We start from the raw sequence: 16,101 nt of genomic DNA on the forward strand, positions 1-16,101 counted from the left end.
CTCTTCCCTCGGCCCGTACCAGAATCGTCCTTCCGTGCCCGACGGGCGACGACAGCGACAGCGACCACGCCGACGACACCGCGACGAAGACAGCGACAGCGCCGACGCCGCGACGACAGCACCAACGCCCGGATCGCACCGGGAGACAAGGGACCGCCATGACCGACGACCCGAAGCGCCGCATCGACACCTCCGTGGCCCATTCCGCGCGCGTCTGGAACTACTGGCTCGGCGGCAAGGACCACTACCGGGCCGACCAGGCGGCCGGCGACGCCTACCGTGAGGCGTTTCCGCTGATCGAGGTCATGGCGAAGGAGTCGCGCGCCTTTCTGACGCGCACCGTCACCCATCTCGCCGCCGAGCAGGGCGTACGGCAGTTCCTGGACCTCGGGGCGGGGCTGCCGACCACCGACAACACGCACGAGGTCGCCCAGCGCGTCGCGCCGGACGCGCGGGTCGTCTACGTCGACCACGACCCGCTGGTGCTGCTCCATGTCGAGGGGCTCCTCACGCCCACGGGCTCGACCGCCTACATCGAGGCGGACATGAGGGACACCGAGCGGGTCCTCGCCGGAGCCGCGCGGACGCTGGACCTCGGCCGGCCGGTCGGTCTCGTCATCTCGGACGTGCTCGGCCACATCGTGGACTTCGACGAGGCGCTCGCCCTGGTCGCGCGGCTGGTCGACCGGCTGGTCCCGGGCAGCTTCCTCGCCCTCAGCCACGCCGACGCCGACAGCCCCGAGCACGCCGCGGCCCAGGACGCCTACAACTCCAGCGGGGCCATCCCGTACGTCTTCCGCACCCCCGAGCAGATCGCCCTCTTCTTCAAGGGACTCGAACTGGTCGAGCCGGGGCTGGTGTCCTGGCCGAACTGGCGGCCCGACGCCACCACCGGACGGGCCACCGAGCGGGCCGGCTGGGGAGCCGTGGCGCGCATTCCCTGACGGGCGCGCCCGCCCGGCGGGCCGGTGGCTCAGACCCGGCGCGCGGCGCCCGTCTCCTTGATGAAGAAGCCGGCGAACGCGCCGAGGACGAGCAGGATCGGCATCATCAGAAGCGCCCGGCCGTAGTCCGAGAGGTCCGGGGCGTCGGGGAGGAGTCTGCCGGGGACGGCCTGGAGGACTCCTCCGATGATGAAGCAGACGCCGTTGACGATCGCCGCCGAGCTGCCGACCAGAGCGCCGGGGACGGACTCCCCGGCCACCGTGAAGCCGAGCATGTGCGCGCCGGCGAAGAGCCCGACGGCGAACATCGTGACCACCGAGACGCTGTTGGTCTCCTTCGGCAGATAGATCAGCAGACTGATCGCCGCCGCCTGGAGCAGCACTCCGACGACGGCCGGGATCCGGCGGTTGTTCCAGTGGTCGGAGAGCAGATTGAACAGCGGCGCGCCGATGGCGAGACCGAGCCAGGACACGGCCGTGAGCACGGCGGCGAGCGAGCTCTCCGCGCCGCGCGCCTCCATCACCCGGGGCCCCCAGAGCACGCCCATGGCCAGCATGGAGCCGAAGGAGACCCCGGCCAGCGCCGCCGAGAGCACGACGTTGCGATTGCGGAAGCAGGCGGCGAGATCGCGGAAGATGCTGGAGACCAGCGGCGGCCGCGCCTCGGCCGTGGCCCGCGCCAACTGCTCGGGCCCCGGGGCCGGATTCCGCACCAGCAGGGCGAAGAGCACGATCAGCACCACTCCGGCGGCGCCGAAGCCGTTCAGCAGCTGCTCCCAGGTGACCATCTCCAGCTGCCAGGAGATGGCGGGCTGCCCGAAGGCGGAGCCGAGGGACGCCAGCGACTGCACCAGACCGAACATCAGCCCGTAGCGGGCGGCGGGGAACCACTGGCCGCCGATGTACCCCGCGCCGACGAAGCCGAACGAGGAGCCGATCGCGAGAACGATCTGCGCCGCCACCAGAGTTCCCATGCTGTCCGTCTGCGCGTACAGGAACGCGCCCGCGGTGACGAGGGCGACCGCGATCGTCAGCAGCGGCCGGGAGCCGAACCGGTCCAGCAGGGCCCCGGAGAAGAACTGGCACAGCGCGAAGGCCCAGGTGTAGATCGAGCCGGCCAGACCGATCTGGGCGACGCTGAGGGCGGCCGTCTTCTGGATCTCGGGGGAGACCACCGCGTACCCGGTCTGGATGGCGAACAGCCAGACGACGAAGATCGTGCAGAGTCCCCAGACGAGCCAGGCCTCGACCCCGCCGATCGTCCGGTGCGGACCGTGGAGGAAACGCGCGCCGGGGTGCTTCTTGTACTCGGCCCCGCCGGTCGCGGCAGCCGCGGTGTTCGCCATGACGGTATCTCCTGTCGGCTCAGACGGACGGCGCGTCGCGGTCGTGGGCGAGGGCGCCGGCCACATAGGCGGCCCGGACCGCCCGGTCGTCGCCCATGACCGCCAGGACGAAGAGGAGTTCCTCGACCGACTCGGCCCGGGAGGTCCGCCGGGCCAGCAGCGGGGTGGCCCCGGGGTCCAGCACGACGAAGTCGGCCTCGTGCCCGGCTTCGAGCGAGCCGACCTCGTCCTCGATCCCCATGGCCTGCGCCCCGCCGAGCGTCGCGAGGAAGAAGGCCTTGACGGAGTCGAGGGGGTAGTTGGACAGCTCGGCGACCTTGTACGCCTCGTTCATGGTGGCCAGCAGCGAGAAGCTGGTGCCCGCGCCGATGTCGGTGCCCAGCCCGACGTGCATCGGGCGCCGGGAGTCCTTGGCGTCGTGGACATGGAACAGCCCGCTGCCCAGGAAGAGGTTGGAGGTCGGACAGTGCGAGACGGCCGTGCCCGTCTCCGCGCATCTGTCGCGCTCGCTCCGGGTCAGATGCACCCCGTGCGCCAGGACGGCCCGGCGGCCGAGCAGTCCGTAGTGGTCGTAGACGTCGAGATAGCCGCGGCGCTCGGGGAAGAGCGAACGCACCCAGGAGATCTCCCCGGTGTTCTCCGAGACATGGGTGTGCATCAGCGCCTCGGGGTGCTCCCGCCACAGCGCGCCCGCCGCCTCCAGCTGCGCGGGCGTGCTGGTCGGCGCGAACCTCGGGGTGATGGCGTACAGATTGCGGCCCCGGCCGTGCCACCGTTCGAGCAGCGCCTTCGACTCGTCGTGGCCCGACTGGGCGGTGTCCAGCAGCCCTTCGGGCGCGTTGCGGTCCATCAGCACCTTGCCCGCGGCGATGCGCATGTTCCGCCGGGAGGCCTCCTCGAAGAGCGCGTCCACCGACTGCGGATACACCGCGCAGAACGTCAGCGACGTCGTCGTCCCATTGCGCAGCAGCTCGTCGCAGAAGGCGGAGGCGACCCGCCGCGCGTACCCGGCGTCGGAGAACCGCTGCTCCTCCACGAAGGTGTAGTGGTTCAGCCAGTCGATCAGCTGGGAGCCGAAGGCGGCGATGATCCCGGTCTGCACATAGTGGGTGTGCGTGTCGATGAACCCCGCGCTGATCATCTGGTCCGGGTAGTGCGCCGGGACGACGCCCTCCGGCAGCCTGTGCCGCAGGGCCGTGTAGTCGCCCGACGCGGTGATCCGCCCGTTCTCGCAGATCAGCAGCCCGTCTCCCTCATGGACGAAGGCGTCCTCGCGGGAGGTGAGGAACGGATCGCCGCGGAACCAGATCATCGGGCCGCGCACCGCGGTCACCTGGGATGCCATCGACGCCTCCGGAACCGACTCAGCAGGTGCCGTCAGTCGACCCCGCCGGGCCCGCTCCGGCATCCGGGAGTACGCCGAACGGGTGGCGGTCCGCGCCCTCGCCGGAGGCCGTTGTGGATCGTGCCCGACAGCTCTCGCCGTGGCCGGTCGCGGGCGGCCCGGCCGCCCCGCCCGTCAGCGCGAACCGCTCCACGCGGCGGGTACGAACGTCCAGATCACCTCGGCGGCCGACGGGCCCGCATTGCGCCAGTTGTGTGGTTCGCGGCCCGGGAAGGTGAGGGTGTCGCCCGCCGCCAGCAGCTCGGTCCGGTCGCTGAAGAGCACCGACAGCTCGCCCGTGATCACATGGAGAACTTCCACTTCGCAATTGATCGTGTAGAGACTGTCACCGCCGTCGGCCCCCGGTTCGAGCCATGAGCGCAGCACCTGGACCCGCGACTGCCCGCGCGGCGTGATCATCCGGTCGACCACCCCCCGGCCGCCCATGTTGACCTGCGGCGCGTCCGCCAGACGCACCGTCTCGACCTCGGCGTCCTCGAAGAGCGAGCCCACCGAGAGTGACAGTACCTGGCACAGGGTGACCAGGGTGGCGACGCTCGGCGAGGTCTCGTCCCGCTCGACCCGGCTGACGAATCCCCTGGTCAGGCCGGTCGCCGCGGCGACCTGTTCAATGGTGAGCCCCTGGGCCCGCCGGGAGGCCCGCAGCCGTGCGCCGACCCGGACCGGTTCGCCGGACGGCGTCGGATGCAGCGCTTTCATGGAGTCCTCGTGTCGTGCGGCGATGCACTTGCAACTCTTGACAGGGTGATGATCCGGAGTCAGGCTACCGGAACAGAAGTTGCCTCATATGCATTCTTTGTTGCATATGAGTGACTTTCCTGGGAGTGAAGTGAGAGGGCGACGATGTCTTCCCCCGAGACCGCGGCCCCGGCCGCGTCAGAGAACGCGAACCAGCGGGAACGAGTGATCGAGCAGCATTCGATCGACTATGTGCCCAGCTCCGAACGGCACGGCAAGGTCTGGCACCAGGGCCCGTTCTGGTTCACCGGCAATTTCGTCCTGCCGACCATGGTCACCGGCTTCGTCGGCCCGGCGATGGGGCTGAGCGTCTGGTTCAGCGTGCTCGCCGTCCTGCTCGGCGTCTCCTTCGGCACCTTCTTCATGGCCTTCCACGCCAACCAGGGCCCCCGGATGGGGCTGCCGCAGATGATCCAGTCCCGGGCCCAGTTCGGCAGCCGGGGCGTGGTCGTGCCGTTCGCCGCGACCGTCTTCGTCTATGTCGGCTTCCTCGTCTTCGACACGATCCTCGCGGCCCAGGGCATCGGCCTCGTCCTGCCCGACATCAAGCTCTTCTGGTACCCGGTGCTCATCGCGGTCTCGATCGTCATCGCGGTGGTCGGGCACGATCTGCTCCACTTCGTGCAGCGCTGGCTGACCTATCTCCTCATCGTGGTCTTCGCGATCCTCACGGTCGTCGCCATCGTCCACTTCTCCGGGAACCCGATCGCCGAGGGCGCGCCCGCGGCGAGCGCCGGCTGGGACACCACCGCCTTCCTCGTGCAGTTCTCGCTCGCGGCCGGCTACAACATCAGCTACGCGGTGTACGTCTCGGACTACACCCGCTATCTGCCGGCGAACGTCTCCTCGAAGAAGCTGATCACCTCGGTCTACGCGGGCGCCGCGTTCTCCGCGGTGTGGCTGATGTCGCTGGGCGCGATCCTGTCCAGCTACCTCCCGGACCCCGACCCGATCCTCGCCCTGCGTCAGGTCGGCGATCTGCTCTTCCCCGGCTTCGGCACCATCGCGGTGATCACCTCGGTGCTGGCGCTGATCTCCATCATGGGCGTCAACGCCTACGGGGCCATGCTCACCGGGACCAGCGCCGTCGACGGATTCCGGAAGGTGCGCCCGACGGTCCGGCTGCGCGTGGTCGGACTGGTCGTCGTCGGCGTGGCGTCCCTGGTCATCGCGCTGCTCATCCCCGACGACTACATCGGCAGCTTCAACAACTTCGTCCTGCTGATGCTGTACTTCCTGGTGCCGTGGACCGCGGTCAACCTCACCGACTTCTACTTCGTCCGCCGGGGCAAGTACGCGGTCGCGGAGATCCTCAAGCCGGACGGCCTCTACGGACGCTGGGCCTGGCGCGGAGTCGTCGCCTATGTCGTCGGATTCCTGGCGATGATCCCGTTCTTCTCCAGCAGCTTCTACGTCGGCCCGGTCGCGGAGGCCCTCGGCGGCGCGGACTTCTCCTTCGTGATCGGGCTGATCGTCTCCGGCGGCCTCTATCTGATCTTCTCGCGCAGTCTCGACCGGGGCGCGGAGGAGCGGGCCCGCGTCGCGGGCGAAGCCGAACTGGAAGGAACGCCCCGATGACGACGCCCTCCGCCTCCGTACCCCCGCACGCCCCGGCCTCGGCCGCCTCCGCGGCCCCGCACGTCCCGGCCCCGTCCGTCACCGCCCCCGTACCCCCGCACGTCCCGGCCCCGTCCGTCACCGTCGCCTGCTGCCAGCTCTCCCCGAAGGTCGGGCACGTCGAGGAGAACCGCGAACGCGCCCGCGCCGCGATCCGCGCCGCCGCCGCCCGCGGCGCCCGTATCGTCGTCCTCCCCGAGCTGGCGAACTCCGGATACGTCTTCGAGAGCGCCGACGAACTCCGCGCCGCGGCCGAGCCCCTCGACGGCACGACGATCCGCGAGTGGGAGGCGCTCGCCGCCGAACTCCGGCTCGTCGTCGTCGGCGGATTCGCCGAACTCGCGCCCGACGGCCGGGTCCACAACTCCGCCGTGCTCGTCGACGAGACCGGACTGCGCGGCTCCTACCGCAAGGCGCATCTCTGGAACGGCGAGAAGACCTGGGGCTTCACCCCGGGGGACCGTCCGCCGCCCGTGCTGGACACCCCGTACGGCCGTATCGGCATGATGGTCTGCTACGACGTCGAGTTCCCCGAGTGGGTCCGGCTGGCGGCCCTCGCCGGCGCGGATCTGCTCTGCGCCCCGGTGAACTGGCCGCTGTACCCCCGGCCCGACGGCGAGCGCCCCGGCGAGATCGTCCGGGTGCAGGCGGACGCCGCCGTCAACCGGATGTACGTCGCCGTCGCGGACCGCACCGGGGTCGAACGCGGCCAGGACTGGCTCGGCGGCACCGTGATCGTCGACGCGGACGGATACCCGGTGACCGCGCTCCACCTGGGCGAGGAGACGATCGTCACCGCCACGATCGACCTCGCCGAGGCCCGTTCCAAAGCGATCAGCGAACTCAATGACGTGCACGCCGACCGGCGCCCCGAGCTGTACGGGCCGGGGGCCGCCGGGTACCGGCCGTCCGGGCACGCCGGATCGGAGCAGCCGTGAACGAGACCACCGTCGCCATCGTCCAGCAGCCGTCCGCCCTGCTCGACCTCGAAGCCTCGCTGCGCCGCGCCGCCGCCCATGTCGCCGAGGCCGCGGCCACGGGGGCGAGCCTCGTCGTGTTCCCCGAGACCTGGCTCACCGGCTATCCGGCCTGGGTGTTCGGTCTGGCCGGGTGGCGCGACGGCGCCGCACGGCACTGGCACGCCCGTCTGCTCCAGGAGAGCCCCGTCCTCGACCACACGGGCGGGGACGACGATCTGGCCCCCCTCCGGGCGGCGGCACGCGAGGCCGGGGTGAGTGTGGTGATGGGGCTCAACGAGCGCCCGGACCGGTCGAGCGGGACGCTCTACAACTCCCTGATCACCATCGGCCCGGACGGCGGGACCCTCAATCTGCACCGGAAGCTGACGCCGACCCACACCGAACGCATCGTCTGGGCGGCGGGCGACGGCGCGGGACTGCGGGTCGTCGACACCCCGGCCGGCCGGATCGGCGGACTCGTCTGCTGGGAGCACTTCAACCCCCTCGCGCGGCACGCGCTCCACGCCCAGCACGAGGAGGTGCACATCGCCGCCTGGCCCGACATGCCCGAGAGCCACACCGTCGCCGCGCGGTCGTACGCCCTGGAGGGCCGCTGCTTCGTCGTCTCCGCCGGGCAGATCGTCTCCACGGACGACCTTCCCGCGGATCTGTACGACGCCTATCGCACCGGCGTCGGCCCGGACGCCCCGGAGAGCGGACTGCTCTTCAACGGAGGGTCCAGCGTCGCGGGCCCGGACGGATCCTGGATCGTGGAGCCCGTGTACGACCGGGCCGGCATCATCACCGCGACCCTCACGACCGGCCGCCGCTACGAGGAGACGCTCGATCTCGATGTCGCGGGGCACTACGCCCGGCCCGATGTGTTCCGGCTCTCCGTCGACCGGACCCGCCGGGACTCGGGCGTCACCTTCACCGACTGACCGCGGACCGTTCCGGGGGCCGCGCGCCCGGCCGGGGCGCGGCCTCCGGGGCCCCGACTCCACGCGGAGCCGGGCGCCCGGAGGCCTCTGAGACGGATCAGACGGTGCCGGAACCGGTGATGACGACCCGCTTCTTGGGCGTACCGCTCTGCGAACCCTGCGCCTCGATCGCCTGGACGATGTCCAGGCCCTCGACGACCTCGCCGAAGACGACGTGCTTGCCGTCCAGCCACGAGGTCACCACGGTGGTGATGAAGAACTGCGAGCCATTGGTGTTCTTGCCGGCGTTGGCCATCGACAGCAGGCCCGGCTTGGTGTGCTTGAGCTGGAAGTTCTCGTCCGCGAACTTCTCGCCGTAGATGCTCTTGCCGCCGGTGCCGTCGCCCCGGGTGAAGTCGCCGCCCTGGAGCATGAAGCCGGGGATGATCCGGTGGAACGCCGACTCGGCGTAGCCGAAGCCGTGCTCGCCGGTGGCCAGCTCGCGGAAGTTCTTGGCGGTCTTGGGCACCACGTCGTCGTAGAGGCGGAAGACGATCCGCCCGGCGGGCTTGTCGTCGATGCTGATGTCGAAGTAAACATTGTTGGTCATGGCGTCATTCTGACATTCGCCCGGCCCGACCGATCTTCCCGCCTCCCGCGCGCCGCTCCGGGCCCGCCGTTCGGCCCCGCGCCACCGGGTCCCTCGGGGGCCGAACGGGCGCGATCACCGGCCCCGGGGACCCGGGAGCCGGCAGCCGTCCGCCGGGGCGGCCGGCCGGTCGTCCGGCGCGCCGAAGCGGGCCAGACAGTGCCAGACCTTCTTCAGCGCCTGCGGGTCGTGGCCGCCGGACCGGGCGGCGACCCCGATGGCGCGCGGGTCCAGCCGGCCCGCGACCGCGATCGCCGCGCCCAGCTCGACGTACCGCGGCCCCCGGTACTCCGGGTGGAGCCGCAGACGCGCCACGTCGAGGCGGAAGCCGTCGTGCCAGCGCACCGGGCACGGGAGCCGGTCCGCCGCGGCCTCCACCTCCGTACCCCGGAAGCTGGGATCGAGGACCAGCGCCTCCACATCCCGGTCGAGCAGTACCGGCCCGTGGATCTGGGCCTCCACATGGCCGTCCAGGGCGTCGAGGCCGTCCGCCTCCGCCTGCTCGATCAGCGAGCAGCGGGCCGCGACGCCGAAGGAGGTGGGCTCGGCGGAGCTGTCCGGATAGCAGAACGTCGCCCGCTCCAGGGCCGCCGAGGTGAGCCGGAAGTGCGACGAACCGAATCTCGGGGCCCCGCCGACCGCGCTGTGACGGTGGTTCAGCGCGCCGTAGACCGGACGCTCGCGCGGGGCGCACCGGTCGTACGCGCCGCCGAAGATACGGCTCTCCCAGCGCCAGCGGTCCCCGCCGGGGCGGGCGGTCAGACCGCCGTTGCCGACGCCGGTCACGAACTGCGAGTAGTAGACGCCGTCCTCGGCCAGCCGCGCCAGGACCGGCGCTCCGCGCACCAGACGGTCGGGGTGGAAGTTCATCGTCACCCGCAGCCCGGGCGCGAGCGGCCCGCCAAAGGCCCGTGCCCCGACATGGCGCAGGGCCCTCTCCCACGGCGCTCGCGATTCCATCCGCGCAGTCTGCCCGAACGGGATCCGCGGCCACACGCCATTAAATCCGCGCCCCGACCCGCCCGGGGCGCGGCGATCAGCCCCGGCCGCCCGGGCGCGGATCGATCGGGGTGAGGACCCCGCACCGGTCCTCGACCGCCTGGGCGGCGGCCAGACACAGATCCTCCCGGAACGCGCGCCCCACGATCTGGACCCCGGACGGCAGCCCGTCGGCCACTCCGGTCGGCACCGCGACGGCCGGCACGCCCACGAAGCTGGTCACGGTGCACAGCCGCATCGCCGAGGCCACCCGGTCCCGCCCCGCCCGGTCGCGCGACTCCAGCCCCGGTTCGACCGGCGGCTCGGTGAACACCGGGCCGAGCAGCAGCGGATACTCATGGAGGAACTCGGCCCAGGAGCGCCGGATGTTCAGCCAGACGCCCGTCAGCCGCATGAACTCGGCCGCGTCGACGGGCGGGGTCCGCTCCATCGCCATCTCCAGACAGCGGTCCCCGCCCGGCCCGAGCAGCTTCCGCACCGAGGGCCGGCTCGGCGCGAACTCGGTGGCGGTGATCCTGCCGTACGCCTCCAGCGCCTCGTCCAGCCTCGGCACGTCCGGCGTCTCCCGTACGTCGTACCCGGCGTCCCCCAGCGCCCCGGCCGCGGTCTCGATCGCGGCGCGCACCGAGGGGTGGACGCCGTGCCCGCCCGGATCCGCCACCACCGCGACCTTCACCGGCCCGGGCAGCGGCTCGCCGTGGGCGGGGACCGGCACGGCCCTCGGACCCCGGGGATCGGTCCCGGCCAGCACCTCGTACGCGAGCCGCAGATCGCCCACGCTCCGCGCCAGCGGACCGTCGGTGACGAGCGCCTGGGAGGCCGGGCCCGGGTCCTCGGGGCCGAGGACGCGATGGTCGGCCGGGAAGCGCCCGGGGGTCGGCTTCAGTCCGGCGACCCCGCAGAACTGGGCGGGGATCCGCACCGAGCCGCCGGAGTCGTTGCCGAGTCCCAGCGCCGCCATGCCCGTGGCGACGGCGACCCCGTCGCCGCCGCTGGAGCCGCCCGGCGTCCGGCCCCGGTCCCAGGGGTTGACCGTGTCGCCGAACAGCTCGCTCCGGGTGTGGACGCCGGCCAGGATCAGCGTCGGCACATTGCTGTGCCCGAGGGGGATCGCCCCGGCCGCGCGCAGCCGCGCCACCGGGGGAGCGTCGGACCGCGCCACCAGCTTCCGGAAGCGCGGCACGCCGAAGGTGGTCGGCACGCCTTCGACGGGGGTGCTCTCCTTCACCGTGAACGGCACGCCCGCGAGCGGCCCCAGCGTCTCGCCGGCGGCCCGGCGGCGGTCGATCCGCGCCGCGTCGGCCCGGGCGCGCTCCGCCATGAGCCGGGTGACCGCGTTGACGCGCGGATCGACCTCGGCGACGCGCTCCAGATGGCTCTCGACCAGCTCGGCCGCCGAGACGGCCGCACCGCGCACCGCCTCCGCCTGCGCGGCGGCCGTCAGTCTCCACAGGGCGTCCGGCATGGGTGTCATCCTCTTCGCTCCTCTTTCCGATGCGCTTGCATCGGAAAGGTAGCCCAAGAACCGATGCGCTCGCATCGGATAAAGTGCGGGGAAGAAGCGGGAGAACGACCGGAGCGCCCGTGGGGCCGGGGAGGCGGGCGGGCATGCCCAGACAGGTGGACCACGCGGACCGTCGCCGCCGGATCGCCGAGGCCGTCTGCCGCCTCGCCGACGAACGCGGACTGGAAGGCGTCACCCTGCGGGACGTCGCCGCCCGCGCGGAGGTGTCGATGGGAGCCGTTCAGCGCTGCTTCCGCACCAAGGAGGAGATGCTGCTCTTCGCCGTCCGGCACATCGGCGACCGCGTCGTCGAACGGGTGGGGGCCCGCACCCCCGGCGGCCCCGCGCGGTCGGCCGCCGCCGCCCTCGGGCACGCGGCCGCCGAGGTCGCGCTGCTCGGGGAGGAGCACCGCGCCGAGGCGCGGGTCTGGCTCGCCTTCGTCGCCCAGGCCGCCGTCAGCGAGCCGCTCGCCGCGAGCCTGAAGGCCGACTACGCCGCTCTCCAGGAGATGTTCACCCGGCTCGTCGCGGAGGCCGGCGAGAGCGTCGCGCACGCCCGGCGTCCCGACCCGTCCCACGAGGCCCGCACCCTGCTCGCCCTCACGGACGGCCTCACCGCGCAGGTGCTCATCGGCCATCTCGCCCCGGAACAGGCGCGGGAGGTGCTCCACCGTCATCTGGCCGGACTGTGGGAGCGCCCCGAGGGGCCGCCGCCGGACGCCCCGGGGGAGCGGTGAACCGGATCACGGGCGCGCGTGAGGGCTCGGACGCCGTACGGGGAATCGGGCCGCCCCGGCGGTTCTGACGTACCGTCACCCGGTCGGGCGGGCCGAGGCCGGCCGCTCGGACGCCGTCGATCCCCGCGCCGCGCCCGTACGCGAAGGATCGCGCCGGGGATGCGCGGGACGGCGCGGGCGGGCGGGGGACCGCCCCGGAGGACGCGGTCGCGCGGACTCCGGTGCGCCGCCGGACGCGATGTCGTCACGGAACGTGGCACACCCCGGCGGCCCGGGTATCTTGGCCCGATGATTGCCGGCACCGCCGCTCAGGCCATTGTCGATGACATCGTTGCCCGTCTCGGAGTCAACGTGAACATCATGGACGAACACGGGACCATCACCGCCAGTAGCGACCGCTCGCGCGTGGGAACACGCCACGAGGGCGCCCTGCAGGTGCTGGAGACAGGACTGCCCCTGTCCGTCACCGGGGACGAGGCCCGCGCCCTCGGAGGGACCCGGGCCGGCGTCAACCTGCCCCTGCGGCTGGGCGGCGAGGTCGTCGGCGTCGTCGGCGTCAGCGGCGAGCCGCACGAGGTCGGCGAGATCGCCCGGGCCATCTCCCGGCTGGCCGAGCTGATGGCCCTGCAACAGGCGTACCTCGGCGAGGCGGGCTGGCGGCGCCGGGTCCGTCAGCAGATCGTCGAGGACCTCATCGCCGGCGGGCTGTCCGCGGAGAGCTGGCGACAGCGCCGACAGCTCGTGGGCTGCCGCGTCGAGCCCCCGTACGCCCTCTTCGTCCTGCACCGAGGGCCCGCCGGAGGCGGCGCGGAGGAGCACGATCTCTACCGGAGGCTCGAAGCCGACGAGGGATCCGCGCTGGCGGCCGAGGACACCGACGGCGCCGTATGGATCGTGACCGGCGCGAACGCGGCCGCCGCCCTGCGCGGACGGCTGGCGGCCCTGTGCGCCGGCCGGCGGGACACCGGCTTCCTCGACGCCGGACGGGCGGCCGACTTCCCCGCGCTGCTGGAGCGCGCGGCCCAGGCCCGCTTCGCCCTGCGCCGCCGGCTGGAGGGCGAGGTGCACCTCTCCGACCTGGAACTGCCCGTACTGCTCGCCCGCCTCGAACCGGAGACCCGGGCCGCCGCCGCGGAGCGGATCCTCGGCCCCCTCTCGGCGGAACTGCGGCACACCCTCCGCGCCTACTTCGACCACGACCGCAGCATCACCGACGCCGCCCGCGCGCTGAACGTCCACCGCAACACCCTCACCTACCGGCTGGGCCGCGTACAGGACCTCACCGCACGCGACCCGCGCGCCTTCCAGGACGCCGTCGTCCTCCAAGTCGCGCTCCACCTGCGCGAACTCGACTGAACAACGGCCGCCCCCGCACTTGTGCACCGTGCACAAGCCCGGCCGGCGAGAACGCCCGAACTTCGTCATCCGCGCCGATGCCGACGCGTCGCCCCGGTCCCTAGAGTGCCCGACACGGCTCATCACCCCTCCGAGATGCGCCGAATCATCCTCGAAGGGCCTGGTTCCGTGCGTGTCGTCATCGCTCCCGACTCCTTCAAGGGCAGCCTCTCCGCCCCCGCCGTCTGCACGGCGATCGAGGCAGGAGTGCGCCGAGCCCTTCCCGACGCCGACGTGGTCCGGATCCCCATGGCCGACGGCGGCGAGGGCACCCTCGACTGCATCCTCGGCGCGACCGGCGGCGAAGAGATCTTCCTGACCGTCTCCGGGCCGCTGCGCTGGCCGGTCCGCGCCCGCTACGCCCTCTCCGCCGACCGCCGGTCCGCCGTGGTCGAACTCGCCGCCGCGTCCGGGCTGCCGCTCGTGGCGGGCGGCGCCGACGCCCTGCGCGCCGACACCGCCGGTACGGGCGAGCTGATCGCCGACGCCGTCGACCGGGGCGCGCGCGACGTGCTCGTCTGCATCGGCGGCAGCGCCAGCACCGACGGCGGCACCGGACTGATGCGCGCGCTCGGCGTCCGCTTCGAGGACGCCTCCGGGGCCGAACTGCCGCCCGGCGGCGCGGCCCTCGCCGATCTGGCCCGGATCGACGTCAGCGGGGTCCCGGACGCCGTCGGGCGGACCCGGTTCCGGATCGCCTGCGACGTGACCAACCCGCTGATCGGACCGGCGGGCGCGGCGGCGGTCTTCGGTCCGCAGAAGGGCGCCTCCCCCGAGGACGTCCGGCGGCTGGACGGCGCGCTGACCCGCTTCGGCGACATCCTCGAAGAGACCTTCGGCGTACGCGTCCACGAACTCCCGGGCGCCGGGGCCGCCGGCGGGACCTGCGGAGGCATGGTCGCCGTGCTCGGCGCCGAACCGGTCCGGGGCTGTGAGCTGGTCGCCGACACCGTCGGCCTCGCGGCCGCGCTGGACGGCGCCGACCTGGTGATCACCGGCGAGGGCCGGCTCGACCGGCAGAGCGCGGCGGGCAAGGTCGTCTCCCAGGTCGCCCGGCTCGCCGCGGCGCGCGGGGTGCCCGCCGTCGCCCTCGCCGGAGCGATCGTCCACCCGATCGACGACCTGCACGACATCGGCCTCACCGCGGCCGTCGGCATCGCCGACGGCCCCCGGACCCTGACCGCCATGACCGAGTCCGCGGACCGCCTGCTGGCCGCCGCGGCGGAACAGGCGGTGCGGCTCCGCCTCCGCTGAGGCGTCCGCCGAAGCGTCTGCCGAGACGTCCGACGAGACGTCCGACGAGACGTCCGACGAGACGTCCGACGAGACGTCCGACGAGACGTCCGACGAAGCGTCCACCCCGACCTCCGACCTCCGACCTCCGCCCCCCCACTCCCCGGCTCCTGTCCGCTCCGGACCGGCTTCCCCGTCCCCGTTTCCCACAAGGAGTCCCATGAGCAGCGCCGGACCCGCCCTGCTCGCCGCGCTGGCGGCGAGCATCGGGTTGATCATCGTTCTCTGCGGCCGGTTCAGAATGCACCCCTTTCTGGCCATCGTCCTCGCCACCTACGGGTTCGGCCTCGTCGCCATGGGCATCGGAGCCGCGACCGGCTCGGAGAAGCCCTTCGTCGACAAGCTCGGCACCACCATCGCCGAGGGCTTCGGCTCGATCCTCGCCGGAATCGGCCTGGTGATCCTCTTCGGCACGATCATCGGCAAGGTGCTGGAGCGCACCGGGGCCGCGGTGACCCTCGCCGAGGCCGTGCTGAAGGTCGTCGGCAAACGCCATCCGGCGATAGCCATGTCCCTCATCGGATGGGTCGTCTCCATCCCCGTCTTCTGCGACTCCGGCTATGTGGTGCTCTCGCCGCTCCAGCGCTCGATCGCCCGGAAGACCGGCAAGAACCCCGTCGTCCTGGGCACCGCCCTCGCCACCGGCCTCTACGCCTCGCACACCTTCGTACCGCCGACCCCCGGCCCGATCGCCGCCGCCGGGAACGTGGGCATCGGCTCCGACGGTCTGATCTGGGTCATCCTCTTCTCCATCCCGGTCTCGCTCGTCGCCGCCCTCGCCGGTCTGGCCTGGGCCCTGCGCCGCACCGGCCATCTGGAGAGCAAGCTCCCCGACGCGCACCAGACCTTCGAGGAGTACAAGGCCCAGTTCGACCACATCCCCAGCCTGGGCCGCGCCCTGACGCCCATCGTTCTGCCGATCGTGCTCATGGCCGTCGGCTCCGTGGCCGCCTTCCCCTCCGGCGACGGCACCCTGGTGGACGGAGCGCTGGGCAGTCTGCTCCAGGATCTCGGCGCTCCGGTCAACGCCCTGCTGATCGGGGTGATCCTGGCGCTGGTGCTGCTGCCCGGCGAGCGCGACGCGAAGGCGCTCACCACCTGGGTCGCGGAGGGCATCGTCGACGCGGCCCCGATCCTGGTGATCACCGGCGCGGGCGGCGCGTTCGGCGCGGTCATCAAGGCCACGCCGATGGCCGACTACATCTCCTCGCTCATCGGGGACGGCTCCGCCCTCGGCAGCCTCTCCGCCCTGCTCGTGCTCTTCGGCCTGGCCGCGCTGCTGAAGACCGCCCAGGGGAGCAGCACCGCCTCGCTGATCATCACCTCCACCCTGGCCCAGCCGCTGCTGCCGGCCCTCGGACTGGACGGACATCTCGGCGCGATCCCGATCGGACAGGTGCTCGCGGTGCTGGCGATCGGGGCCGGCGCGATGGTGGTCAGCCATGTCAACGACTCGTACTTCTGGGTCGTCTCGCAGTTCTCCGGGATGAGCGTCCAGACCGCCTACCGGGCCCAGACGGCCGCGACTCTGGTCCAGGGACTGACCGCGCTCGCCGCGGTGCTGGCGCTGGGTGCTTTCCTTCTGTAACCCGGAT

14 protein-coding genes are annotated in these 16,101 nt (G+C 72.5%); 8 read left to right on the plus strand and 6 right to left on the minus strand.

Going from position 1 to position 16,101, the window contains the following annotated elements:
• The first annotated feature begins 158 nt into the window (after positions 1-158).
• Positions 159-944 carry an SAM-dependent methyltransferase gene (locus ACF089_RS28870; protein ID WP_392032647.1) on the plus strand — a complete coding sequence of 262 codons (786 nt, stop codon included), beginning with the start codon at positions 159-161 and terminating at the stop codon, positions 942-944.
• A gap of 29 nt (positions 945-973) precedes the next feature.
• On the opposite strand, the gene ACF089_RS28875 is transcribed toward ACF089_RS28870, so the two are convergent.
• From ACF089_RS28875 to ACF089_RS28885, 3 genes are all read right to left on the minus strand, one after another.
• Positions 974-2,290 (minus strand): MFS transporter, encoded by a 1,317-nt coding sequence (locus ACF089_RS28875; protein WP_392032650.1) that lies wholly within the window; start codon positions 2,288-2,290, stop codon positions 974-976.
• Between the two features lie 19 nt (positions 2,291-2,309).
• Complete coding sequence (gene guaD, locus ACF089_RS28880) at positions 2,310-3,635, minus strand: guanine deaminase (protein ID WP_392032653.1); 1,326 nt, start codon at positions 3,633-3,635, stop codon at positions 2,310-2,312.
• Positions 3,636-3,809: 174 nt separating this feature from the next.
• Positions 3,810-4,394, minus strand: a complete 585-nt coding sequence (locus tag ACF089_RS28885; protein ID WP_392032655.1) for a helix-turn-helix domain-containing protein — start codon at positions 4,392-4,394, stop codon at positions 3,810-3,812.
• Positions 4,395-4,538: 144 nt separating this feature from the next.
• Between ACF089_RS28885 and ACF089_RS28890 the strand changes: the two genes are divergently transcribed.
• The 3 genes from ACF089_RS28890 to ACF089_RS28900 are packed head-to-tail and all read left to right on the plus strand — an operon-like array spanning position 4,539 to position 7,950.
• On the plus strand, positions 4,539-6,011 hold the full coding sequence (locus ACF089_RS28890) for a purine-cytosine permease family protein (RefSeq protein WP_392032658.1): 1,473 nt from the start codon (positions 4,539-4,541) through the stop codon (positions 6,009-6,011).
• On the plus strand, positions 6,008-6,988 hold the full coding sequence (locus tag ACF089_RS28895) for a nitrilase-related carbon-nitrogen hydrolase (RefSeq protein WP_392032661.1): 981 nt from the start codon (positions 6,008-6,010) through the stop codon (positions 6,986-6,988). The genes ACF089_RS28890 and ACF089_RS28895 overlap by 4 nt, the downstream gene beginning before the upstream one ends.
• Positions 6,985-7,950 carry a carbon-nitrogen hydrolase family protein gene (locus ACF089_RS28900; RefSeq protein WP_392032664.1) on the plus strand — a complete coding sequence of 322 codons (966 nt, stop codon included), beginning with the start codon at positions 6,985-6,987 and terminating at the stop codon, positions 7,948-7,950. The genes ACF089_RS28895 and ACF089_RS28900 overlap by 4 nt, the downstream gene beginning before the upstream one ends.
• A 97-nt stretch (positions 7,951-8,047) precedes the next feature.
• Here ACF089_RS28900 and ACF089_RS28905 read toward each other — a convergent pair whose 3' ends face one another.
• The 3 genes from ACF089_RS28905 to ACF089_RS28915 form a co-directional block, all read right to left on the minus strand.
• Positions 8,048-8,539: a peptidylprolyl isomerase gene (locus ACF089_RS28905; protein ID WP_392032667.1), complete on the minus strand. Its 492-nt coding sequence runs from the start codon at positions 8,537-8,539 to the stop codon at positions 8,048-8,050.
• 114 nt (positions 8,540-8,653) lie between these two features.
• On the minus strand, positions 8,654-9,538 hold the full coding sequence (locus ACF089_RS28910; protein ID WP_392032670.1) for a DUF3626 domain-containing protein: 885 nt from the start codon (positions 9,536-9,538) through the stop codon (positions 8,654-8,656).
• A 76-nt stretch (positions 9,539-9,614) separates the two neighbouring features.
• On the minus strand, positions 9,615-11,042 hold the full coding sequence (locus ACF089_RS28915) for an amidase (protein ID WP_392032774.1): 1,428 nt from the start codon (positions 11,040-11,042) through the stop codon (positions 9,615-9,617).
• A gap of 143 nt (positions 11,043-11,185) precedes the next feature.
• On the opposite strand from ACF089_RS28915, the gene ACF089_RS28920 reads away from it, so the two are divergent.
• The 4 genes from ACF089_RS28920 (at position 11,186) to ACF089_RS28935 (ending at position 16,094) form a co-directional block, all read left to right on the plus strand.
• On the plus strand, positions 11,186-11,818 hold the full coding sequence (locus tag ACF089_RS28920) for a TetR/AcrR family transcriptional regulator (protein WP_392032673.1): 633 nt from the start codon (positions 11,186-11,188) through the stop codon (positions 11,816-11,818).
• A 288-nt stretch (positions 11,819-12,106) separates the two neighbouring features.
• Complete coding sequence (locus tag ACF089_RS28925; RefSeq protein ID WP_392032676.1) at positions 12,107-13,174, plus strand: CdaR family transcriptional regulator; 1,068 nt, start codon at positions 12,107-12,109, stop codon at positions 13,172-13,174.
• Between the two features lie 168 nt (positions 13,175-13,342).
• Positions 13,343-14,467 (plus strand): glycerate kinase, encoded by a 1,125-nt coding sequence (locus ACF089_RS28930; RefSeq protein ID WP_392032679.1) that lies wholly within the window; start codon positions 13,343-13,345, stop codon positions 14,465-14,467.
• 199 nt (positions 14,468-14,666) lie between these two features.
• The gene (locus tag ACF089_RS28935) at positions 14,667-16,094 is read left to right on the plus strand and encodes a GntP family permease (protein ID WP_392032682.1); all 1,428 of its coding nucleotides are present in this window, start codon (positions 14,667-14,669) and stop codon (positions 16,092-16,094) included.
• Positions 16,095-16,101: the final 7 nt, after the last annotated feature.

The organism is Streptomyces sp. NPDC014894, from assembly GCF_043080985.1.
In the GTDB taxonomy this organism is placed as follows: Bacteria; Actinomycetota; Actinomycetes; order Streptomycetales; family Streptomycetaceae; genus Streptomyces.

Bases quoted from the DNA above. Each gene is read 5' to 3' on its own strand.
- ACF089_RS28870 (WP_392032647.1), top strand. From the start codon at position 159: ATGACCGACGACCCGAAGCGCCGCATCGACACCTCCGTGGCCCATTCC.
- ACF089_RS28875 (WP_392032650.1), bottom strand. From the start codon at position 2,290: ATGGCGAACACCGCGGCTGCCGCGACCGGCGGGGCCGAGTACAAGAAG.
- guaD (WP_392032653.1), bottom strand. From the start codon at position 3,635: ATGGCATCCCAGGTGACCGCGGTGCGCGGCCCGATGATCTGGTTCCGC.
- ACF089_RS28885 (WP_392032655.1), bottom strand. From the start codon at position 4,394: ATGAAAGCGCTGCATCCGACGCCGTCCGGCGAACCGGTCCGGGTCGGC.
- ACF089_RS28890 (WP_392032658.1), top strand. From the start codon at position 4,539: ATGTCTTCCCCCGAGACCGCGGCCCCGGCCGCGTCAGAGAACGCGAAC.
- ACF089_RS28895 (WP_392032661.1), top strand. From the start codon at position 6,008: ATGACGACGCCCTCCGCCTCCGTACCCCCGCACGCCCCGGCCTCGGCC.
- ACF089_RS28905 (WP_392032667.1), bottom strand. From the start codon at position 8,539: ATGACCAACAATGTTTACTTCGACATCAGCATCGACGACAAGCCCGCC.
- ACF089_RS28910 (WP_392032670.1), bottom strand. From the start codon at position 9,538: ATGGAATCGCGAGCGCCGTGGGAGAGGGCCCTGCGCCATGTCGGGGCA.
- ACF089_RS28915 (WP_392032774.1), bottom strand. From the start codon at position 11,042: ATGCCGGACGCCCTGTGGAGACTGACGGCCGCCGCGCAGGCGGAGGCG.
- ACF089_RS28920 (WP_392032673.1), top strand. From the start codon at position 11,186: ATGCCCAGACAGGTGGACCACGCGGACCGTCGCCGCCGGATCGCCGAG.
- ACF089_RS28925 (WP_392032676.1), top strand. From the start codon at position 12,107: ATGATTGCCGGCACCGCCGCTCAGGCCATTGTCGATGACATCGTTGCC.
- ACF089_RS28935 (WP_392032682.1), top strand. From the start codon at position 14,667: ATGAGCAGCGCCGGACCCGCCCTGCTCGCCGCGCTGGCGGCGAGCATC.